Raw genomic sequence first — 20,775 nt, forward strand, 5'->3', positions numbered from 1 at the left:
CGGAGTACGGCCGCGACCACGGTGGCAGCGCGGTGCGGTGAGCGCGGTCGCGCATGGTTGCCGTGCGCGTGTCGCGCTCGGAGCGTGGGCGTGGGCGTGGGCGCGGCTCGCGGGCGGGGGCGCGCGGTGGGCGGTGCGCGGATGCGCCGTGCGGTTCACGGTGCGCTCGGTGCGCGGGCGCAGGCGTGGGCTCACGGGCTGGGGTGCGCGGATGCGCGGTGCGGCTCACGGTGCACTCGGTGCGCGGGCGCGGGTGTGGTCGCGCGGTGCGTGGTCGCGCGGTGCGTGGTCGCGCGGTGCGGCTCGCGGTGCGTCGTGGGGTGTTAATAGGGGGCCCCTTCTCTACCGTAGGCGTTAAGAAGGGGCCCTTCCTTACACCTGGCCCTACACCTGGGGGGCCTGTTCGCTGATCTCGCTGAGGGCGGAGGTGGGGTCGAGCTGCATCGCCAGGTCGCCGAGGGAGACGATGCCGACCAGCTTGCGTTCGTGGTCGCAGACGAGGATGCGGCGAATGCCGCGTTCGCGCATCAGGGCGGCGGCCTTCGCGGCGGTGCAGAACTGCTCGATCATCACGACTTCGCGGGTGAGGATCGAGCCGATGGTGGCGGTCGTCGCACTGGCGTTCTCCGCCACCGCCCGGACCACGATGTCGCGGTCGGTGAGGATGCCGGCCAGTTCGGCGCCGTCGGTCACCACCACGTCGCCGATGTCGGCGTCCCGCATCACCCGGGCGGCCTCGTCCAGTGTGGTCTCCGCCGACAGGTAGATCACCTGCTTGGTCATCACGTCGACGACCCGATACTCGGTCATGAGAGCCTCCAGAACACCATCTGCCGATCGGAATGCCGTACCCCGTTACGTGACCGCTACACCACGTTTCGCGCCAACTCCTCGACGAGATGGTCCGTCACGTTCTCCACCGGGATCTCGGCACGTTCTCCGGTGGACCGGTCACGCACCTCGACGTACCCGTCGGCCAGGCGTCGGCCGACCACGACGGTGCGCGGGATGCCGATGAGTTCGGCGTCGGTGAACTTCACCCCGGCGGAGACTCCGGCCCGGTCGTCCACCAATACCCGCAGGCCGGCGGCGGCGAGTCGGGCGCCGAGGTCGAGCGCCGCCTCGACCTGGGGACCCTTGCCGGCCGCCACCAGGTGTACGTCACAGGGGGCGATCGCCGCCGGCCAGACCAGTCCCCGGTCGTCGTGGTGCTGCTCGGCGATCGCGGCCACCGCCCGGGACACCCCGATGCCGTAGCAGCCCATGGTGGGGCGTACCGGCTTGCCCTGCGGCCCGAGGACGTCGACTGCGAAGGCGTCGGTGTAGCGGCGGCCGAGCTGGAAGATGTGTCCGATCTCGATGCCCCGACGCATGGTCAGGCTCCCGCCGACGCAGGCGGGGCAGGGGTCGCCGGGGCGTACGTCGGCGGCCTCGACGGTGCCGTTCGGCGTGAAGTCGCGGCCACAGACCACGTTCGTGGCGTGCCGTCCCGGCTCGTTCGCCCCGGTCAGCCAGGCGGTGCCGGGCACCACCCGGGGGTCGACCAGATAGCGGATGCCGAGTTTGTCGAAGACCTGCGGCCCGATGTAGCCCCGGACCAGGTCGGGGCGCTCGTCCCAGGCGTCGAAGACGTCCACGGTGGCCGGTGCCAGCACCGCGGCCAGCCGCTTGAGGTCGACCTCACGGTCACCGGGCACGCCGATGACGAGTAGTTCGGTCTCGTCGATGCCGGGTCGGCGTACGGTCAGCACGACGTTCTTGAGGGTGTCGGCGGCGGTCCAGTCGTCGCGTCCGGCGAGTCGACGGTCGTTGGCCAGCGCGACCAGGCTGGCGATGGTGGGCGTCTCCGGGGTGTCGTGCACCTCGACGGGCGGCCGGGCCAGCGGGTCACCGGCTGCCGGGGCGGGCGTGGTCACCGCCTCGGTGTTGGCCGCGTAGTGGCAGTCCGTGCAGCCCACGAACGTGTCCTCGCCGACCGGCGCGATGGCCAGGAACTCCTCCGAGGCGGAACCGCCCATCGCCCCCGACGTCGCGTGCACCACCGTGTACTCCAGGCCCAGCCGGTCGAAGACCCGCCGGTACGCGTCCCGGTGCCGGTCGTACGCCGCGCGCAGCCCCGCCTCGTCCAGGTCGAAGGAGTACGCGTCCTTCATCAGGAACTCGCGTCCGCGCAGCAGTCCGGCGCGCGGCCGGGCCTCGTCGCGGAACTTGGTCTGGACCTGGAACAACGTGACCGGGAAGTCGCGGTAGGAGGTGAACAGGTCCTTCACCAGCAGCGCGGCCAACTCCTCGTGGGTGGGGGCGAGCAGGTGCTCGGCGCCACGCCGGTCGGCCAGCGTGAAGATGTCGTCGCCGTACTCGGTCCAGCGTCCGCTGGTGCGGTACGGCTCGGCCGGCAGCAGCGCCGGGAAGTGCACCTCCTGGTCACCGATCGCGGCCATCTCGGCCCGGACGATCTCGGCGACCCGGTCCAGCACCAGCTTGCCCAGCGGCAGCCAGGTGTACCCGCCCGGGGCGGCGCGGCGCAGGTAACCGGCGCGCAGCAGCAGCCGGTGACTCGGCACCTCCGCGTCGGCCGGGTCCTCGCGCAGTGTCCGGATCAGCGTGGTCGACATGCGCAGCAGCATGGCCGCAGCGTACGACCCGGGGTACGGGACGGCGATCCGATTAGCCGTGGTCGGGGTCGGCGAGCCCGGCGCGGTGGGCGATGACGGCCAACGCGGTCCGGTCCCGGGCGTCCAGCTTGGCCAGCAGACGGCTCACGTACGTCCGGGCGGTGGCGGGGCTGATGAACAGCGCGCGGCCGATCTCGTCGTTGGTCTCGCCCAGCCCGACGCGGGCCAGCACGGCCCGTTCCCGCGCGGTGAGCACGGCCAGCCGAGGGTCCGGCGGCGGCAGCCGGGGAACGGCGGCGAGTTGTTCCATCACCCGGCGGGTGACGGTGGGCGAGAGCAGGTTCCCACCGGCCGCTGCGGTGTGCACGGCTCGCCGCAGGTCGTCCGAGCCGGTGTCCTTGAGCAGGTACCCGGCGGCACCGAGCCGGACCGCCTCGACGATGTCCTCGTCGTCGTCGAAGGTGGTGAGGATCAGCACGCGCGTCCCGGTCAGCGTCTCGTCGGCGCGGATCGCGGCGGTGGCGGCCAACCCGTCCAGGATCGGCATCCGGATGTCCATCAGCACCACGTCCGGCCGCAGCCGGCGGGCCAGGTGCAGGCCGGTGCGGCCGTCGGCGGCCTCCCCGACGACGCTGATCTGCGCGTCAGACTCCAGCAGCGTGCGGATTCCGGCCCGGACCAGGTCCTGGTCGTCGACCACGAGCACGGTCGTCACGTCGTACCCGCCAACGGCAGTTCGGCCCGTACGGCGAAACCGGTGGCCTGGTGCTCGGCGGTGAGTGAGCCGCCGAGGCTCTGGGCCCGCTCCCGCATCCCGGCGATGCCGTGCCCGCCGCCGGTGGCCCGGTCGATGGTCGGCCGGTCCGCGCCGGAGTCGGTGACCGACACGGTCACCTGCCGGTCGTCCTGCGCGACGCTGATCTCCACTCGGCTGCCCGCCGAGTGCCGGACCACGTTGGTGACCGCCTCCTGGACGATCCGGTACGCGGCGGCCTCCACCGGTGCCGGCAGCGCGGCGCGCAGCCGGACCTGCACGTCGACGTCGAACCCGGCGGCACCGGCCGCCCCGGCCACCGCGTCGAGGTGCGCCAGCGACACGACCGTCCGGGGCGGGTCGTCGTCCCGGCGCAGCAGCGTCACCGTCCGCCGCAGGTCGTCCATGCTCCGGCGGGCGGTGGCGCGGATCAGCTCCAGGGCCGACCGGGTGGCCTCCTCGTCGCGGCCCAACGCCTCCCGGGCCACGTCGGCGTGCAACGCGATCACCGAGGTGGTGTGGCCGAGCGAGTCGTGCAGGTCCCGGGCGATCGCGAGCCGCTCACCCTGCACCCGGGCGTCCGCCTCCTGCCGGTATCGCTCCTCGGTCAGCTCGGCGATCCGTCGCGCGTCGGCCTGCGCGGCCCGCCGGGATCGCAGGCTGTCGCCGAGCGCGATCGCCGCGCCCATCAGCAGGACGTGACCGGCCAGCTCGTAGCCGACGACGAAGGAGAAGTTCTGGCCCTCGGCGAGACGGACCACCACCGAGACCACGACCACCAGCACGGCGGCGCCGACCGAGGCGGCGAGGCGACCCTGCTCGGCGGCGGAGAAGAGGGCGGCGGCCACCGGCACGGCCAGACCGACCGCCGGGTAGCCGGCGGCGTAGTAGGCGAACAGGCCGAGCACCGTGACGGCGAGCACCACCACCGGGTAGCGGCGGCGGGCCAGCATCAGCGCGCCGAGACCGACCGCCCACAGGTACGCGATCCGGTCCGGCTCCTGCCGACCACCCTCGTTGGCGGTGATCACCACCGAGACCACGGCGGTGACGCCCACGCCGAGGAGTACGTCGGTGAGCCAGGGCCGGACCCGGCGTACCGGAGGCTGGCTCGGCTGACCGCTCACCGGCCCAGCGTACGGCGCGGACGGGGGGCGCCGGAGTCGTCGGGAGGCGACGTCCGGGGTCGCCTCCCGACGTACCGCGATCGGGTCCGCGTGCGGATGGCGGGCGGCCCGGCCGTCCCTAGCGTTGCCGGCATGACCACTGTCTCGTCGCACCGCTCCGCGCTCGGCCTGCCGCTGCTCGCCCTGGTCGGGTTGGCGCTGCTCGGCCTGCCCCGGGTGGTGCTGCACGATCTGGGCCTGGTGCACGAGGGCACCTTCGTCAACCTGCTGCTGGTGGTCGTACCGCCGGTCGTCTGGATCACGGTGGCGCTGGTGCGGCGGGTACCCAACCCGTTCCTGACCCTGCTCGCGGTCGGCCTCTGCTACGGCGTCCTGTTGGCGGTCACCCACCAGCTCCTCTGGGACGTCGCCTTCGACGAGCCGCCGACGCTCGGCGGCAACCTCACCGACCTGGCCCCGGGTGCCCAGACGGTCGTCATCCGGTTCTTCGCCACCATCAGCAGCGTCTTCACCGGCGTCATCGTGGGCGTGGTGACCGGTCTCGTCGCCTGGGCGCTGAGCCGGGTACGCCCCTGACCGGTGCAGATCGGCGCATCTCCACACCGGGCCCGTCGCCGGTGACGCTCTGGGCGAGGATGGGGGCATGATGCGGGCGCCGGGCGGACTGTTGCTGGATTTCGGGGGCGTGCTGGCGGACGCACCGGGGAACGGGTGGGCGTCGCCGGAGGTCGTCCGGCGGATGTCCGAGGTGATCGACGGTGCCCTGCCGGACGAGCGGATCGCGGCCGACCTGACCTCGGGCGCGCGGGCGTACGGGCGGTGGCGGGACGAGACCGGCGTCTCGGCCGAGCCGATGGAGCTGACGCACGACCGGGTGTGGGCGGACTTCGTCACCCACACCTGGCCCGAACCGGCCCGGGCCGCCGTCGCGCGACAGGCCACCCCGCTGGCGTACGCGTCGACGTGGCGCTCCGAGTGGCAGGTGCGACCCGGAATCCCCGAGGCGTTGGCGGCCGCTGCCGAGGCAGGCGTGCCGATGGCCGTGGTCAGTAACGCGCTCTGCGGTGCTGCCCACCGCGACTTCCTGGCCGCCGCTGGACTGTCCGGCCGATTCGTCGCCGAGTTCTACAGCGACGAGACGGGGCTGCGCAAGCCGAATCCGCGCTTCGCCGCGTTGGCCGCCGACGCCATCGGCGTACCGGTGGATCGGTGTTGGTTCGTCGGCGACAGCCTGCACCGGGACATCGCCTGCGCGCGGCGGGCCGGTGTCGGGGCGGCGGTCCTGATGCGCTCGCCGCGCACCGACCGCGAGCCCGACGCGCCCGAGTTGGCGCCGGACGCCTGGATCGAGGACGGTCACGGGCTGCTCGACCTGCTGCGCGGCAGCGACGACGCGGGATTCTAGCCAGCGCCGCAGCGGCTGCCGCCGTCCTTGCCGGAACCGTCGTCGTCGCCTTCCGTCGCGTCCTACCGTCCGGGGGAGCGGTCGGTGATCGAGGGCGAGGAGTGGGGCGTTGTTCGATGACGTGCGGCAGATCGACGCGGGTGTCCTGAACGTGGGCTACGTCGACGCCGGACCGCCGGACGGGCCGGTCGTCCTGCTGCTGCACGGCTGGCCGTACGACATCCACAGCTTCGCCGACGTGGTGCCGCTGCTCACCGACGCCGGTCACCGGGTGCTCGTGCCGCACCTGCGCGGCTACGGCACGACAAGCTTCCGCTCGCCCGACGCCGTCCGCAACGGCGAACCGGCGGCCATGGCCTGCGACGCGGTCGCGTTGCTGGACGCCCTCGACGTCCGGCAGGCGACGGTGGCCGGGTTCGACTGGGGTGCCCGCACCGCCGACATCCTGGCCGCCCTCTGGCCGGACCGCTGCATCGGCCTCGTCGCGGTCAGCGGTTACCTGATCGACGGCCAGGAGTCGGGCAAGGCACCCTTGCCCCCGGAGGCCGAGCACGCCTGGTGGTACCAGTTCTACTTCGCCACCGACCGAGGCCGTCAGGGATACGCCCGCAACCTGCGGGACTTCGCCAAACTGATCTGGCGGACGGCGTCCCCGCAGTGGAGCTTCGACGACGCGACGTTCGACCGGAGTGCGGCCTCCCTCGACAACCCCGACCACGTCGACATCGTGATCCACAACTACCGCTGGCGGATGGGCCTGGCCGACGGCGAACCGCAGTACGCCGACCTGGAGGACCGGCTGGCCGACAAGCCCGCCGTCACGGTGCCCACCATCAGCCTCGAAGGCGACGCCAACGGCGCACCCCACCTGGAACCGCAGGTGTACGCCAAGCAGTTCACCGGCCCGTACGAGCACCGCACGATCAGCGGCGGCATCGGGCACAACCTGCCGCAGGAAGCACCGAGGGCCTTCGCCGACGCGATCATGCAGGTGACGTCGCTGACCTGACCCCTCCGCTGGTCCTGGCCGTGCTGGTGTTGTCGGCCTGGGACCCTACGGTCGTCAACGCTGACGGGCCTGGGGCGTGGTCGTTGCCGTCCGGGTCAGGGGCGTTTGGCCTCGGTGATGAAGGCGTGCCAGGCGGTCGGGGTGAAGACGAGCGCCGGGCCGGTGGCGTCTTTGCTGTCGCGGACGCCGACGATGCCGGGCAGGTTGGCGGCGACTTCGACGCACTCGCCGCTGCCGCTGCGGGTGGACTTGCGCCAGTCTGCGCCAGTCAGATCGTGGACCATGACTCCATCACTTCCTTCATCAGCAGCTCTGACTGTCCCTTAGGGAGGGCGACGCTACGGACGCTCTCCCACCTCGTGAGCAGCGTAGCGATTTCCTCGTCCCTGTCGATGGTCGTGCCGCCGACATGGTTCTCCAGGTGTCCTAGCCAGTCACCATCGGCGCCTCGGGCCAGAGTGAGCGGGCTGATGAGCCCGACATGCACGCTCACCTCTGCCGGAATTAGATGCACCAGCACGCCGCCACGCTTGACACATTCGAGCAGGTGACCGATCTGCTGAGTCATGATGCCTCGGAAACCCTCGTCGGCCCGGTGCAGCGTGGTCTCCTCGATCACCGCGACGAGGATCGGCGGGTCCGGTCGGGTCAGGATCGCCTGACGATCCATCCGTACTGCCAACCGCCGTTCGACCTCTTCGTCGCTGAGCATGTCGTCGGACTGGATCACCGCGCGGGCGTAGTGCTCGGTCTGTAGCAGGCCGGGAATCAGCGTCGGGTGGTAGCAGCGCAACTGCCGCGCGTTGCGCTCGGCGTCCAGCCAGGGGCGTAGCCAGTTCGGCTGGCCGTGCAGCTCGGCGATGCGCAGTAGCCCTGACAACAGGCCGTCGCTTTTCAGCACCTCGTCGGCCCGCTTGAGGAAGAGCCGGTCGAACGGGCGTTGCCCCAGCTCGATCGCGGAGACCTGCGAGCCGGAGAAGTGCACCAACTTGCCGAAATCCTCCTGGGTCAGGTCGGCCGAGAGTCGCAGCCTGCGCAACTGCGCCCGGATCAGTTCGGCGGTCGGCTCGGATTCCACACTGCCTCCACGAATTTTCGGCCGCTCGGATGGCTGCCCGGCCCGGCGTCACCATCGCCACGGCCGGTGTCGATGCCTTCCGACAGTAGTCGTCCGGTCAGCAGACTGTCACCCGGCGGTCCTGCTCCCATCCACCGGGGACGGGGTGGGACTGCACCGGGGCCGTCCCGACACCTCCCCCGTGCCGGGGCGGCCCCACCCGGAGGCGGAGGTCGAGATGTCCCACCCGAAGTCGTACCCGGTGCCGCGTCGTGGCCCGGCGGCCGAGCGGCCCCGGCAGCACCCGATGTCCGGCCCGCAGCATCTGCCGCTGCGTCCGCTCTGGTTGTGTCGGGCCTGCGGGCACTCGTGGCCCTGCGCCGAGGCGCGGTTGCTGCTCCGTGTCGAGTACGACGACCGCTGGCTCGACCTGGCCGTCTACCTGTCCGGGCTGTACTTCGAGGCGACCCTCGACCTGTTCCGGCTCGACCCGGACGGCGGCCCGACACCGCCTGAGCTGTTTGCCCGGTTTGTGGCCTGGGGGCCGTACCGTCGCTCGGCGGTCGACCCGCCGCGCGCCTGCACCGGCCGCTGCCGCCTGCCCGCCGCGTCGCCGGAGGGATGACGTCTGCCACGTTCGGCGAACGCGGGGCAGACCGGTGAATGCGACCGGTGCCAGACTCCCATGTGTTAGGAGAGGACCCCTGCTATACCGCAGGCGTTAATAAGGTGCCCTTCCTTACCGGCAGCCGCACACCGGCAGCCTTACCCGCAGCTTCGAGGAGTGAGCAGTGCGCTGGCGCAGTTACGTCGCGGTCGGGGACAGCTTCACCGAGGGCCTGGACGACGCGTACCCGGACGGCACGTTCCGGGGGTGGGCCGATCTGGTGGCCACCCGGCTGGCCGCCGAGGCCGGGCCCGAGTTCCGGTACGCCAACCTGGCCATTCGCGGCCGACTCTTCCCGCATGTGGTGGCTGAGCAGGTGCCGTCCGCGCTGGCGATGAGGCCCGACCTGATCAGCTTCGCCGCCGGCGGCAACGACGTGCTGCGCCGCAACTTCGACCCGGCCGCGCTGGTCGGCCGCTTCGACGAGGTCGTCCGCGATCTGCGTTCGGGCGGTGCCGACGTGGTGCTGTTCCGGTTCGCCGACGTGATGGCCCGACTGCCCGGGCAGCGGCTGATCGCACCACGGGTCGAGTTGCTCAACCGTGCCGTCGGGGAGACCGCCGAGCGGTACGGCGCGATCCTGGTCGACCTGTACGCCGACGACACGTACCTCAACCCGCTGCTCTGGAGCACCGACCGGCTGCACCTGTCGCCGGTCGGTCACCGCCGGGTCGCCGCCCAGGTGCTCGACGCGCTGGGCGTCGGCTGCGATGAGGAGTGGTTGCTCGTACCGCAGAAGCCGACGCCGAGCCCGTGGTTGGCCGCCCGTACCGCCGACCTGCGTTGGGCCGGTCAACACCTGGCGCCCTGGCTCAAGCGCCGCCTCACCGGCCGCTCCTCCGGCGACACCCGCACCGCGAAACGCCCCACCCTCACCCCCCTCCCCGACTGATCCCCCACCCCGCCCAGCCCCATCCCGCTTAGCCCCATCCCGCTTAGCCCCGTCGATCATGGAGTTGTGGTCGACAGTATGGGCGGATATTAGTGGCTTTGGCCGCACCACAACTCCATGATCGACGGGCAAAGGCCGACTGGGTGCTCCAGGCGGTGCTGCCGCTCGCTGCATGTTGTTAGGAGGGGTCCCCTGCTATACCGGAGGCGTTAGCAGGGGACCCCTCCTTACACACAACCCCACGCGGACGCGGCTGCTCGGCGTACCTTGGGGCTCATGTCTGTGCCCAGTGATCCCGATCCCCGACTCCAGTCGTACGCGGACCCGCAGCGACTGGTGACCACCGAATGGCTGGCGGAGCACCTCGGCGACGAGGGTCTCGTCGTGGTCGAGTCCGACGAGGACGTGCTGCTCTACGACACCGGCCACATTCCCGGCGCCGTGAAGGTCGACTGGCATCTGGAGCTGAACGACCAGGTGACCCGCGACTACCTGGACGCCGAGCGGTTCGCCGAGTTGTGTGCGGCCAAGGGCATCGGCCGTGACGACACGGTCGTCTTCTACGGCGACAACTTCAACTGGTGGGCCGCGTACGCCCTCTGGGTCTTCACTCTCTTCGGCCACCGGGACGTGCGGCTGCTCGACGGCGGTCGGCAGAAGTGGATCGCCGAGGGGCGGGAGCTGACCCGGGACAAGCCGGCCCGGCCGAGGGCGGAGTACCCGGTGCCGCAGCGCGACGACGCGCCGGTGCGCGCGTTCCGGGAGGACGTGTCGGCGCACGTCGCCGCCGACCGGCCGCTGGTGGACGTGCGGTCGCCGGGTGAGTACACCGGCGAGATGCTGCACATGCCGGACTACCCGCAGGAGGGCGCGCTGCGCGGCGGGCACATCCCGGGTGCGGTGAGCAAGCCGTGGAAGTCCGCTGCCAACGAGGACGGCACCTTCAAGTCGGCCGACGAGCTGCGCGCGATCTATGCCGACCAGCTCGGGTTGAGCCCGGACGACGACGTGATCGCGTACTGCCGGATCGGCGAGCGGTCCAGCCACACCTGGTTCGTGCTGCGGCACCTGCTGGGGTACCCGCGCGTGCGCAACTACGACGGCTCGTGGACCGAGTGGGGCAACCTGGTCCGGGCTCCCGTCGTCAAGGGCCCCGACCCGAAGTGAGCCGCCCACCGGGATGATCAAGAAGTTTGGGGGCTCCCACCGTCCGATCCTGACCAGAACTCCTTGATCGACTTGGCGATCGGGGTGTTCGCCACGCCGGGATCAGCCGGGCGTGGGGTCACGGAGGTAGCGCTGGATGGTGGGGGCCAGCCAGGCGACCAGGGCGGGTGGGGAGAGGTCGACCATGGGTGGCAGGTGCAGGACGTACCGGGTCAGGGCCACGCCGAGTAGTTGGCTGGCGACCAGGCCGGCTCGGTGTGGGGCTTCCGTCGGGTCGGCGACCACCCGGGCCACGGCCGTGCCGAGCTGGGTGGCGAAGATGTCGCGTACCCGCTCGGCGCCGCTCGGGTTGGTGCTGGCCGTGCGCAGCAGCGCCGGCAGCGTGGTGTCCCCCTCCCAGCGGGTGAAGAAGTAGGCGACCAGGGTCTCGCCGAGGCGGTCGGCCGGTGTGCCACTCAGGTCCGGTAGTCGCAGGTCGAACTCGGCCGCCGCCGCGAACAGGCCCTCCTTGCTGCCGTAGTAGCGCATCACCATCGACGGGTCGATGCGTGCGTCGGCGGCGATGGCCCGGATCGTCGCCCGGTCGTAGCCGTCGGCCGCGAAGCGCTCGCGGGCGGCCCGCAGGATGGCAGCGCGGGTCGCGTCCGCGTTGCGCGGGCGGCCACCGCCGGGTGCCGGCTCGTTCTGCGGTACGCCTTCCGTCATGTGCACGACGGTATGCCAACACGTGTTGACTTCTTCGCCCGGGGGCGCCTAGCGTTGCCAACAAGTGTTTGCCAACATTTGTTGGCAAGCTGATCGGGGGAGGTCGTCATGCTGCCCGGAACCACGGACGTCCTGATCGTCGGAGCCGGTCCGACCGGCCTGACCGCCGCGCTCACGTTGGCCCGCCGGGGGGTCGAGGTCACCCTGGTCGACCAGCAGGAGACACCGGCGGTGACCTCACGGGCGGCGGTCGTGCACGCGTACACGCTGGAGATGCTGGACCTGCTCGGCGCGGGCGCGCCGCTGGTCGCACGCGGACTGCCGTCGGCCCGGTTCAGCGTCCGCGACCGGGACCGGGTGCTGATCACCGTGCCGTTCGACCGGCTGCCCAGCCGCCACCGGTACGCGCTGATGGTGTCCCAGTCGGTCACCGAGGAGGTGCTCACCGAGCGGCTGGCCGAGGCCGGCGGGCGGGTGCTGCGGCCGTACCGGCTGACCGGGCTGCGCCAGGACGCCGACGGCGTGGTGGCGCAGTTCGGTGACGCCATCGTCCGGGCGCGCTGGGTCATCGGCGCCGACGGCATCCACAGCACCGTCCGCGAGCTGGCCGGTATCCCCTTCACCGGCCCGGACGGGTCGGCGGAGTCGTTCGTCCTGGCCGACGTACGCCTGGACAGCGCGCTGCCCCGCGACGGCGCGTCGGTCTTCCTCGCCATGGGCGGACCGCTGGTCTGGGCGCCGCTGCCCGACGACCGGGTGCGGCTGGTCGCCACCGTGACCGACCCGCCCGCCGAGCCGGACCTGCCCTACCTGCAACGACTGCTCGACGAGCGGGGCCTGCGACGGCGGCCGGACCAGGTCCGGGAGGTCCTCTGGTCCTCGCGGTTCCGGCTGCACCGACGCGTCGCGGAGACCTTTCGCGCAGGTCGGGTGCTGCTCGCCGGGGACGCCGGGCACGTGCACAGCCCGGCCGGTGGGCAGGGCATGAACCTCGGCATCTGCGACGCCGTCGACCTCGGCGAGACCCTGGCAGCCGTGCTGGCCGGGGGCACCGAGACCGTCCTGGACGAGTACGCCGCCCGGCGTCGTCCCCTCGCCCACGAGGTGGCGGGCTTCGCCGACCGGCTGACCCGGCTCGCCACCGTGCCCGCCGCCGGACGTCCGGCCCGGGACGCGTTGCTGCGCCTGTTCTCGGCGCTGCCACCGGTCCGTCGACGGGTCGCCCTGCGGCTCTCCGGGCTCAGCCAACGCGCGTCCGATAAGGTGGCCCACCCGGCGAGGTCTCGCTGAGGAATCGGGCACGCGGATGTCGGCCCGCACCGGTACGGTGGGCGCCGACATCCGGGAGCGGGGAGCGGACAAGGCGTGGACCGTACCTTCCAGGTGGACCTGCGTGGCGTGGTCGACCTGCTCAGTCATCACCTCTACGGCAGCCCACGGGTCTACGTCCGCGAGCTGATGCAGAACGCGGTGGACGCGATCACCGCGCGTCGGGCCGCCGAGCCCGACGCGCCGGCCCTGGTCCGGATCGAGCCGCCCGAGCTGACCGGCGACGGCACCCTGCGGGTACACGACACCGGCATCGGGCTGACCGAGGCGCAGGTGCACGAGTTGCTGGCCACCATCGGCCGCAGCTCCAAACGGGACGAGCTGGGCTTCTCCCGCCACGAGTTCCTCGGCCAGTTCGGCATCGGGTTGCTCTCCTGCTTCCTCGTCGCCGACGAGATCCGGGTGGTCACCCGCAACGGCGACCACCCCACCGTGCTCTGGACCGGCTACGCCGACGGCCGCTACGCGGTGCGCCTGGCCCCACCGCAGGAGGCCCGCGCCGAGGTCGGCACCACGGTCACCCTGGTGCCGCGTCAGGACGCCGACCAGTGGTACGCCACCGCCACCGTCACCGAGTTGGCCCGCCTCTACGGCAGCCTGCTGCCGGTGACCGTCCGGGTCGGCAGCGTGGTGACCACCACCGGGGAACCGCCCTGGCCGACCAGCCCGGGCGCGACCGTCGACCGGGCCGCCCTGATCGCGTACGCCCGCGAGACGCTCGGCGTCGACCCGTTCGACGTGGTGCCGCTGCGGGTGCCGGAGTCCGGGCTGACCGGGGTGGCGTTCATCCTGCCCACCGCCGTGAACCCGGCCGCCCGGGCCGGCCACCGGGTCTATCTCAAGCGGATGCTGCTCACCGAGCACGCCGACGGCCTGTTGCCGGACTGGGCCTTCTTCGCGCACTGCGTGGTCGACACCAGCGAGCTGCGGCCCACCGCCAGCCGCGAGGCGCTCTACGAGGACTCCCTGCTCACCAGCACCCGCGAGTCGCTCGGCGCGCAGATCCGTGGCTGGCTGGTCCGGCTCGCCAAGCACCAGCCGCACCGGTTGGCCGAGTTCCTCCAGGTGCACCACCTCGGCGTCAAGGCGCTCGCCCTGCACGACGACGAGATGCTCACCCTGGTCGACCAGTGGTGGCCGATGGACACCAACGTCGGCACGCTCACCCTGGCCGAGTTCCGGCAGCGCTACGGCCTGGTCCGGTACGCCGCCAGCCTGGACGAGTTCCGCCAGCTCGCGGCCGTCGCCGCCGCGCAGGACCTGGCCGTGGTCAACGGCGGCTACACGTACGACAGCGAGCTGATCGAGCGACTGCCCACGGTGGACCGTACGGTGCTCATCGAACGGCTCGAACCGAGCGACCTGACCACCCGGTTCCACGCCCTCGAACCGCACGTCGAGTTGGCGTTGCGGCCGTTCCTCACCGCCGCCGGTCGGGCCCTGGAACGCCTCGGCTGCGAGGTGCTGATCCGGGCCTACGATCCGGCCTCCCTCCCGGCGTTGTACCTGCTGAGCCGCTCGGCCGCGTTCACCGACCAGCTCGCCGCCAGCCGGGACAAGGCCGACGAGCTGTGGGGCGGCGTCCTCGACGCGTTGGCCGCCTCCGCTCCGGCGGACCGCCCGCAGCTCGTGCTCAACCACCGCAACCCACTGGTACGCCGGATCACCGCACTCGGTGACCCGGAGCTGGTCGGGCTCGCCGTCGAGGCGCTCTACGGGCAGGCGTTGCTGCTCGGGCACCATCCCATCCGCGCGGCGGACGCCGCCCTGCTCAACAGTTCCTTCCTCGGCCTGCTGGGTCGGGCCGTCCCTGGACAGGAGTGAGACGTCGTGGCCGACGAGGACCTGTGGCGGATGCTGCGCCAGACCGGCGAGATGCCGTACGGCGTCGGACAGATCGCCGCGTTGGAGCAGTTGCTGCGTCGGGCGGACGCCGGTGAGGACCGGCACCTCGCCTTCGCGGTCCGCATCCAGGGCATCACCACCTACATCTACGGCGGCGAGCCGGCCAAGTCGTTCGTCGTCTTCGCCTGGTGCCTGGCCGAGTTCGACAAGGACCCGCAGCCCTACCACCAGCGGTACGCCCAGCACCTGCTCTGGCACTTCAAGCACATGGTCAACGGGATGCTGAGCTTCCCCGAGGTGCCGTTGGACCGCACCCACGCGGTGCTCGACGACATGGAGCGGCGCTACCGCGAGGGCGGGCACAGCCTCCAGGCCGTCTACAAGTACCGCTACCGGGTGGCCGACCACCTGGGCGACCGTGAGCAGGCCGAGGAGTGGTACCGCAAGTGGCTCACCACACCCCGCGACCAGCTCTCCGACTGCGCGGGCTGTGACCCGACCACCCAGGTCAACCACCTGAGCCGGACCGGCCGCCACGACGAGGCGGTGGCCCTGGCCGAGCCGGTGCTGAGCGGGCGGCTGAGCTGCACCGAGCAGCCGCAGGGCATCCTCACCGCGCTGCTGCCGGCATACCTGCACAGCGGTCGGCACGACGAGGCGCGCAACGCGCACCGGGAGGCGTACCGCCGCCACCGGGGCAGCATCGCCGACCTGTGGGACGTCAGCGAGCACATCGAGTTCTGCACGTTGACCGGCAACGAGGCGCGGGCGCTGGAGATCGTCGAGCGCCACCTGGACTGGCTGGACCGGGCTCCCTCGCCGGGCGCCGCGATGCACTTCGCCGCGTCGGCCGCCGCCGCGCTGCGCCAGGTGGACGACCAGACCCTGACCGTGCACCGCCGCGCCTTCGGGGAGCGACCGGCCGCCGAGGTGACGCTTGGTGCGCTCGCCGCCGAGCTGGCCGAGACGGCGACCGGCATCGCCGCCCGGTTCGACACCCGCAACGGCAACAGCACCCAGTCCGAGGGCATCGCCCGGCGACTGGCCGTGACGCCGGTCGGCGACCACCTGCCCCTCTCGGCGAGCCTGCGGCGTCGACCGGTGCCCACCACCCGCACCGCCACCGCCGCCGAGACTGCCTCCGAGGCTGTCCCGTCGCGCGAGGTCACGGTCCCCGAGCCGCGTCGGTCGGCGGAGTTCGTCGTACCCGCCGAGGCGGACGCGGGCGAACTGCTGGCACTGGCCGAGCAGCGGTGGTCGGCCCACGACCGCGTCGGCATGCGTGCCGTCCTGACCGCCTTCGAGGAACGCTTCGGCGAGGCGGAGCTGTCGCCGCGCGAGCGTGCCCTCCGGGGCGAACTGCGCGCCGCCGAGCTGGTCGACGCCGGGGACGTCGCCGGCGCGGTGACGGCCAACCGGACGGCCATCGCGGCGTACGAGGAGTTGTCCGACCCGGCTCGCGCCCAGGTCGTCGCCAGCCGCCTCGGCGCGCTGTTGGCACAGGGCGAGGAGCCGGACGAGGAGGCGTACGCGCTGGCGCACACCGCCGCCGACTTCCTCGACGAGCACGGCGACGCCCGGCAGCGGGCCGCCGCGCACGATCGGCTGGCCGTGGTGCTGGCGCAGCAGGCCCGCTGGCCGGAGGCGCTGGCCGCCTCCGAGCGGGCGGCCGACGGCGCGGGAGACCCGTTCCTGGCGGCCCGGATCGCGCTGCACCGGGCGCACATCCTCGAACAGCTCGACGACGAGGACGCCTTCCGGACCGGCGCGGAGCAGGCCCATCGGCTCGCCCAGGAGGCAGGGGTCCCGGAGCTGATCGCCACCGCCGCCCTGGCGCACGCCCGCGTCGCGCAGGATCCGGCAGAGGCGGTCGCCGCGTGCGACGAGGCACTGGCCCACGCCGGGGACGCGCTGTTCCTGCCGGCGCGGGTGACCCGTGCCCGGGCGCTGATCGCGGCACAGCGCGCCGACGAGGCGGTGGAGGACTTCGCCGAGGCGGTGGCGCTCTGCGTCGAGCGGGGCGAGGCCGGTGACGCCTACCTGCGCTGGGAGTTGGCCACCGCGTACCGGGTGGCCGGGCGACTCGGCGAGGCGGCCGAGGTGGCCGAGGAGGCGGTGACCGGTCTGGACCGGCTCGGTCACCAGGCCGACGCCGATGCGGCCCGACACATGTTGGCCGGCATCTACCAGGGGCTGGGCGAGATCGACGCGGCGCTGGCTCTGTTGGACCGGCTCGCCGAGAACCTCGACGGACCGGACAATCTCCCGCATCGGGCGCAGGTGCTCGAAGACGCCGGGGACATCCTCTACCAGGCCGACCGGGACGCGGCGGCGGGACAGAAGTTCGCGGCGGCCGCCTCGGCGTACCAGCTCGCCGGTCTGCACCTGGACGAGCTGCGGGCCCGACGTCGGGAGGCGTCCGCGTACCTCTACGCGAATGAGACGGCCAGTGCGCTGCGCGCGGTCGAGGCGACCGACCGGCTCGCCGATGAGCTGACCGCCGGGGCCACCGACGAGCCCCCGGTGATCTACGAGGTGTCGTTGGCGGCCGAGACGGCGGCGCGGGTGCTGGCTGGGGACGACCGGGAGGGCGAGGCGCTGGACCGGCTGGCCGGGGTCGCGCACCGACTGCGATCCGTGGAGGCGTTCGGCGAGGCGGCCCAGGTGGAGATCCTCACCGGCGAGCTGCTGCTGCGGCAGGGCCGACCGGCCGAGGCGGAGCCGGTGCTGCGTGAGGTCCTGGGTGGTCTGCCGACCGAGTCGAGGCCGGCGTCTCAGGCCGCCTGGCTGCTCGCCCGGTCGTTGGACGAGCTGGGCCGCTCGGCGGAGGCGACCGACCTGCGCAAGCAGCACGGCCTGGACCACGACCACTGACGACCTGGGGAAACAGGGAGCGTTCCCGGCAATCGGACTGGCGGGTAACCGAGGGCCCACGTCTTACCCCCGGTGGGTCTACGCTGGCCCGGTGACGGTGGAGCAGCAGGCCCGGGGCGGGAGCAGCGGGGCCACGGGATCGGGGCGGCGCCGGTCCCGCAAGGACGAGATTCTGGAGATCGCGGTGGGGCTCTTCGCCTCCCGCGGCTACCACGGCGTGTCGATGGACGACATCGGCGCGGCCGCCGGGGTGACCGGCCCGGCGCTTTACCACCACTTCGCCGGCAAGGAGGCGATGCTGGTCGCCGCGCTGGTGCCGGTGAGCGAGGGCCTGCTGGAGGGCGGTCGGCAGCGGTCCGCCGCGCATCCCGGCGACCCTCGGGCGGTCCTGGAGTCGCTGATCGACTTCCACGTCGACTTCGCGTTGGCCAACCCGGCCGTCATCGCGTTGCACCTGCACGAGCTGGACCGGCTGCCCGAGGAGCCTCGGCGGCGCATCCGGCGACTCCAGCGCCTCTATGTCGAGGAGTGGGTCATCGTGCTGACCGCGTTGCATCCCGGCCTGCCGGCGGGCGAGGCGCGGGTGTTGGCGCACGCCGCCTTCGGCCTGATGAACTCCACCCCGTTCCTCGGGGGCGAGGTCGACCGTCGCCGCCGGGCCGAGCTGTTGCGCGCCGCCACCCTGGCTGCCCTGCTCGCCCCGACCGACCCGGCCTGACCCGCACCCGCGCGCACCACTCCGCATCCTTCTCCGGCCTGGGTGTTAGGAGGGGACCCCTGCTATACCGCAGGCGTTAGCAGGGGACCCTTCCTTACATCCGGGCCGGCGTGGTTGGCTTGCCCGCGTCCCACAAAATGGAACGCGGAGGAAGCATGATCGAGTCGTTGCTGGTCGCCAACCGAGGTGAGATAGCCCGCCGGATCATCCGTACCGCCAAGCGGCTCGGGGTACGCGCGATCGCGGTGCACTCGGAGGCCGACACCGACCTGCCGTTCGTCACCGAAGCCGACCAGGCGATCTGTGTCGGACCGGCCAACCCGGCGCAGAGCTACCGCAACGCCGAGGCCGTCCTCGCCGCCGCCGAGTCGACCGGGGCGCAGGCGATCCACCCCGGCTACGGCTTCCTGTCGGAGAACGCCGACTTCGCCCGCGCGGTCGAGGCGGCCGGTCTGATCTGGGTCGGACCGGACGCGGACGCGATCAGCGCCATGGGCGACAAGATCAATGCGCGGAACCTCATGGCAGCGGCCGGCGTACCGGTGGCACCCGGCACCACCGAGCCGGCGGCGGACCTGCCTGCGGCACGCGCCGCGGCGGCCGAGATCGGCTATCCGGTGATGGTGAAGGCCGCTGCGGGCGGTGGTGGCATGGGCATGGGCGTGGCCGCCGACGAGGCCGCGCTGGACACCGAGTACGACAAGGTGCGCGCGTTCGCCGAGCGGATGTTCGGCGACGGTTCGGTGCTGATCGAGCGCTACTTCCCCCGGGTACGTCACGTCGAGGTGCAGATCCTCGGGCTGGCCGACGGCCGGGTGGTGGCGTTGGGTGAACGCGAGTGCTCGGTGCAGCGCCGCAACCAGAAGTTGGTCGAGGAGTCGCCGTCACCGGCGGTTACGCCGGAACTGCGTACCCGCCTGCTGGCGGCGGCGGTCCGGGCCGGCGAGGCGGTGAAGTACCGCAACGCGGGCACGGTGGAATGCTTGTTGGTCCCGCGTCAGCGGGATCTCAGAGGGGACAGCCCCGCCTCCGAAGAATTCTTCTTCCTGGAGATGAACACCCGGCTTCAGGTGGAGCACCCGGTCACCGAACTGGTCTACGGCCTCGACCTGGTCGAGGAGCAGCTCCGGGTGGCCGCCGGGTTGGCGCCGACCTTCGACCCGGACGCGTTGACGCCGCGCGGGCACGCCATCGAGCTGCGGATCAACGCCGAGGACCCGAAGCGTTTCCTGCCCGGCCCAGGCGTGGTCAAGACCTGGGTCGAGCCGACCGGTGCCGGAGTACGCGTCGACTCCGGCTATGTCGCCGGCAACACCGTGACCCCGTTCTACGACAGCCTGATGGCCAAGCTCGTGGTCGACGCGCCCACCCGGGCCGAGGCGATCGCCCGCGCCCGCGCGGCGGTGGCCGGATTCGAGCTGGCCGGTCCCAAGAACAACCTGCCGTTCTTCGCCGAGTTGCTGGAGAACCCGGAGTTCGTCTCCGGCGACTACGACACCGGCGTCGTCTCCCGGATGCGCTGACCCCGCCGGTCCCGAGGTGCCCGTTGCGGCGTGCGCCTCGGGACCGTTGCGGTCACCGCCCGACGTGACACACTTGGACAGTCAGCGACAAGTGAGTGTCACAGTGAGGTGATGCCGTGATGGCGGAGCTGCCGAAGTCCGTGTCCATCCGCGAGGTCGGACCGCGCGACGGGTTGCAGAACGAGGACCCGATCCCGACCGAGGCCAAGGTGCGGCTGCTCGACGCGCTCTCCCGCACCGGCGTACGGCGGATCGAGGCGGTGTCGTTCGTGCACCCCCGGGCGATCCCGCAGATGGCCGACGCCGACGAGGTGTGGCAGCGGGCGGCGAAGGTCGACGGGGTGCGCTACTCGGCTCTGGTGCCCAACTCGAAGGGTGCGCAGCGCGCCCTGGCCGCCGGCTTCACCGAGATCGAGGTGGTCGTCTCGGCCAGCGACACGCACAACCGCCGCAACGTCAACCGGGGCACCGACGAGTCGTTGGACGACATCGCCGAGCTGATCGACCTGCTGCACCAGGCCGGAGCCACCGCCGAGGTGATCATCGCGACCAGCTTCGGCTGCCCCTACGAGGGGGACGTCGACCCGGCCCGCGTCGCCGCCATCGTCGACCGCGTGGTCCGCGACGGCGCCGACCGCGTCGCGTTCGGCGACACCACCGGCATGGGTACGCCCCGACGGGTCCGCGACCTACTCACCGCCGTACGCGACCGCAACGCGGACGTGCCGGTGCTGCTGCACTTCCACAACACCCGGGGCACCGCGCTGGCCAACCTGCTGACCGCCCTGGAACTGGGTGTCACCGAGTTCGACGCCAGCGTGGGTGGGCTGGGCGGCTGCCCCTACGCGCCCGGTGCCAGCGGCAACCTGGCCACCGAGGAGGCGGTGCACATGCTGCACGACATGGGCATCGAGACCGGCATCGACCTGGACGCCCTGATCGAGGTGGCCGAGCTGGCCGAGAAGCTGACCGGTCGACGCCTGCCCTCCGCCGTGCTGCGCGCCGGGCCGCGTACCCGGCTGACCCCGTCCCCGTCCTGACCCGGCCGTCCTGACCCGGCCCGGCCGGTGCCGACCAGGCCGGGCCCG

At 72.2% G+C, this 20,775-nt stretch carries 19 protein-coding genes; 12 read left to right on the plus strand and 7 right to left on the minus strand.

Going from position 1 to position 20,775, the window contains the following annotated elements; all coding sequences use genetic code 11:
- Positions 1-384: 384 nt before the first annotated feature.
- From ACWDVW_RS02240 to ACWDVW_RS02255, 4 genes are read right to left on the minus strand one after another with little or no spacing between them, the layout of a single operon-like run.
- On the minus strand, positions 385-810 hold the full coding sequence (locus tag ACWDVW_RS02240) for a CBS domain-containing protein (RefSeq protein ID WP_350697960.1): 426 nt from the start codon (positions 808-810) through the stop codon (positions 385-387).
- A 56-nt stretch (positions 811-866) separates the two neighbouring features.
- Entirely contained in the window at positions 867-2,627 is a 1,761-nt protein-coding gene (locus ACWDVW_RS02245) for a proline--tRNA ligase (RefSeq protein WP_449943707.1), read from the minus strand.
- Between the two features lie 40 nt (positions 2,628-2,667).
- On the minus strand, positions 2,668-3,330 hold the full coding sequence (locus ACWDVW_RS02250) for a response regulator (protein WP_449943710.1): 663 nt from the start codon (positions 3,328-3,330) through the stop codon (positions 2,668-2,670).
- Entirely contained in the window at positions 3,327-4,496 is a 1,170-nt protein-coding gene (locus ACWDVW_RS02255; RefSeq protein ID WP_449943712.1) for a sensor histidine kinase, read from the minus strand. Before ACWDVW_RS02255 ends, ACWDVW_RS02250 begins: the two co-directional genes overlap by 4 nt.
- Positions 4,497-4,628: 132 nt before the next feature.
- On the opposite strand from ACWDVW_RS02255, the gene ACWDVW_RS02260 reads away from it, so the two are divergent.
- From ACWDVW_RS02260 to ACWDVW_RS02270, 3 genes are all read left to right on the plus strand, one after another.
- On the plus strand, positions 4,629-5,072 hold the full coding sequence (locus tag ACWDVW_RS02260) for a hypothetical protein (protein ID WP_396743818.1): 444 nt from the start codon (positions 4,629-4,631) through the stop codon (positions 5,070-5,072).
- Positions 5,073-5,139: 67 nt separating this feature from the next.
- A complete protein-coding gene (locus ACWDVW_RS02265; RefSeq protein WP_449943716.1) occupies positions 5,140-5,901 on the plus strand; it encodes an HAD family hydrolase in 762 nt (253 codons plus the stop codon).
- A 109-nt stretch (positions 5,902-6,010) separates the two neighbouring features.
- Complete coding sequence (locus ACWDVW_RS02270) at positions 6,011-6,910, plus strand: alpha/beta fold hydrolase (RefSeq protein ID WP_449943720.1); 900 nt, start codon at positions 6,011-6,013, stop codon at positions 6,908-6,910.
- A gap of 95 nt (positions 6,911-7,005) precedes the next feature.
- Here the strand turns inward: ACWDVW_RS02270 and ACWDVW_RS02275 are convergent, their stop codons facing one another.
- Both ACWDVW_RS02275 and ACWDVW_RS02280 read right to left on the minus strand, forming a co-directional pair.
- Positions 7,006-7,194: a DUF397 domain-containing protein gene (locus tag ACWDVW_RS02275; protein ID WP_449943723.1), complete on the minus strand. Its 189-nt coding sequence runs from the start codon at positions 7,192-7,194 to the stop codon at positions 7,006-7,008.
- On the minus strand, positions 7,179-7,988 hold the full coding sequence (locus ACWDVW_RS02280; RefSeq protein WP_449943726.1) for a helix-turn-helix domain-containing protein: 810 nt from the start codon (positions 7,986-7,988) through the stop codon (positions 7,179-7,181). The genes ACWDVW_RS02275 and ACWDVW_RS02280 overlap by 16 nt, the downstream gene beginning before the upstream one ends.
- A 217-nt stretch (positions 7,989-8,205) precedes the next feature.
- Here ACWDVW_RS02280 and ACWDVW_RS02285 point away from each other — a divergent pair, with 217 nt between their 5' ends.
- From ACWDVW_RS02285 to ACWDVW_RS02295, 3 genes are all read left to right on the plus strand, one after another.
- Complete coding sequence (locus ACWDVW_RS02285) at positions 8,206-8,592, plus strand: hypothetical protein (RefSeq protein ID WP_396743832.1); 387 nt, start codon at positions 8,206-8,208, stop codon at positions 8,590-8,592.
- Positions 8,593-8,758: 166 nt separating this feature from the next.
- Positions 8,759-9,526: an SGNH/GDSL hydrolase family protein gene (locus tag ACWDVW_RS02290; protein ID WP_449943730.1), complete on the plus strand. Its 768-nt coding sequence runs from the start codon at positions 8,759-8,761 to the stop codon at positions 9,524-9,526.
- 276 nt (positions 9,527-9,802) lie between these two features.
- Positions 9,803-10,693: a sulfurtransferase gene (locus ACWDVW_RS02295; protein WP_449943733.1), complete on the plus strand. Its 891-nt coding sequence runs from the start codon at positions 9,803-9,805 to the stop codon at positions 10,691-10,693.
- A 102-nt stretch (positions 10,694-10,795) separates the two neighbouring features.
- On the opposite strand, the gene ACWDVW_RS02300 is transcribed toward ACWDVW_RS02295, so the two are convergent.
- Positions 10,796-11,398, minus strand: coding sequence for a TetR/AcrR family transcriptional regulator (locus tag ACWDVW_RS02300; protein ID WP_449943735.1), 603 nt, complete (start codon positions 11,396-11,398; stop codon positions 10,796-10,798).
- A 108-nt stretch (positions 11,399-11,506) separates the two neighbouring features.
- On the opposite strand from ACWDVW_RS02300, the gene ACWDVW_RS02305 reads away from it, so the two are divergent.
- The 6 genes from ACWDVW_RS02305 to ACWDVW_RS02330 all read left to right on the plus strand — a co-directional run bounded on the left by ACWDVW_RS02305 (position 11,507) and on the right by ACWDVW_RS02330 (position 20,727).
- The gene (locus tag ACWDVW_RS02305) at positions 11,507-12,688 is read left to right on the plus strand and encodes an FAD-dependent oxidoreductase (protein ID WP_449943737.1); all 1,182 of its coding nucleotides are present in this window, start codon (positions 11,507-11,509) and stop codon (positions 12,686-12,688) included.
- A 75-nt stretch (positions 12,689-12,763) separates the two neighbouring features.
- A complete protein-coding gene (locus tag ACWDVW_RS02310) occupies positions 12,764-14,551 on the plus strand; it encodes an HSP90 family protein (protein WP_449943740.1) in 1,788 nt (595 codons plus the stop codon).
- 6 nt (positions 14,552-14,557) lie between these two features.
- Positions 14,558-17,446: a hypothetical protein gene (locus ACWDVW_RS02315; protein WP_449943743.1), complete on the plus strand. Its 2,889-nt coding sequence runs from the start codon at positions 14,558-14,560 to the stop codon at positions 17,444-17,446.
- A gap of 91 nt (positions 17,447-17,537) precedes the next feature.
- A complete protein-coding gene (locus ACWDVW_RS02320) occupies positions 17,538-18,164 on the plus strand; it encodes a TetR/AcrR family transcriptional regulator (protein WP_350697946.1) in 627 nt (208 codons plus the stop codon).
- A gap of 155 nt (positions 18,165-18,319) precedes the next feature.
- Positions 18,320-19,687 (plus strand): acetyl-CoA carboxylase biotin carboxylase subunit, encoded by a 1,368-nt coding sequence (locus ACWDVW_RS02325; RefSeq protein ID WP_449943747.1) that lies wholly within the window; start codon positions 18,320-18,322, stop codon positions 19,685-19,687.
- Between the two features lie 128 nt (positions 19,688-19,815).
- Positions 19,816-20,727 carry a hydroxymethylglutaryl-CoA lyase gene (locus ACWDVW_RS02330; protein ID WP_449944185.1) on the plus strand — a complete coding sequence of 304 codons (912 nt, stop codon included), beginning with the start codon at positions 19,816-19,818 and terminating at the stop codon, positions 20,725-20,727.
- Positions 20,728-20,775 lie beyond the last annotated feature (48 nt).

The organism is Micromonospora sp. NPDC003241 (assembly GCF_053589795.1).

Coding starts and splice junctions, on each gene's coding strand:
- ACWDVW_RS02240 (WP_350697960.1), bottom strand. CDS start 810: ATGACCGAGTATCGGGTCGTCGACGTGATGACCAAGCAGGTGATCTAC.
- ACWDVW_RS02245 (WP_449943707.1), bottom strand. CDS start 2,627: ATGCTGCTGCGCATGTCGACCACGCTGATCCGGACACTGCGCGAGGAC.
- ACWDVW_RS02260 (WP_396743818.1), top strand. CDS start 4,629: ATGACCACTGTCTCGTCGCACCGCTCCGCGCTCGGCCTGCCGCTGCTC.
- ACWDVW_RS02265 (WP_449943716.1), top strand. CDS start 5,140: ATGATGCGGGCGCCGGGCGGACTGTTGCTGGATTTCGGGGGCGTGCTG.
- ACWDVW_RS02275 (WP_449943723.1), bottom strand. CDS start 7,194: ATGGTCCACGATCTGACTGGCGCAGACTGGCGCAAGTCCACCCGCAGC.
- ACWDVW_RS02285 (WP_396743832.1), top strand. CDS start 8,206: ATGTCCCACCCGAAGTCGTACCCGGTGCCGCGTCGTGGCCCGGCGGCC.
- ACWDVW_RS02295 (WP_449943733.1), top strand. CDS start 9,803: ATGTCTGTGCCCAGTGATCCCGATCCCCGACTCCAGTCGTACGCGGAC.
- ACWDVW_RS02300 (WP_449943735.1), bottom strand. CDS start 11,398: ATGACGGAAGGCGTACCGCAGAACGAGCCGGCACCCGGCGGTGGCCGC.
- ACWDVW_RS02305 (WP_449943737.1), top strand. CDS start 11,507: ATGCTGCCCGGAACCACGGACGTCCTGATCGTCGGAGCCGGTCCGACC.
- ACWDVW_RS02325 (WP_449943747.1), top strand. CDS start 18,320: ATGATCGAGTCGTTGCTGGTCGCCAACCGAGGTGAGATAGCCCGCCGG.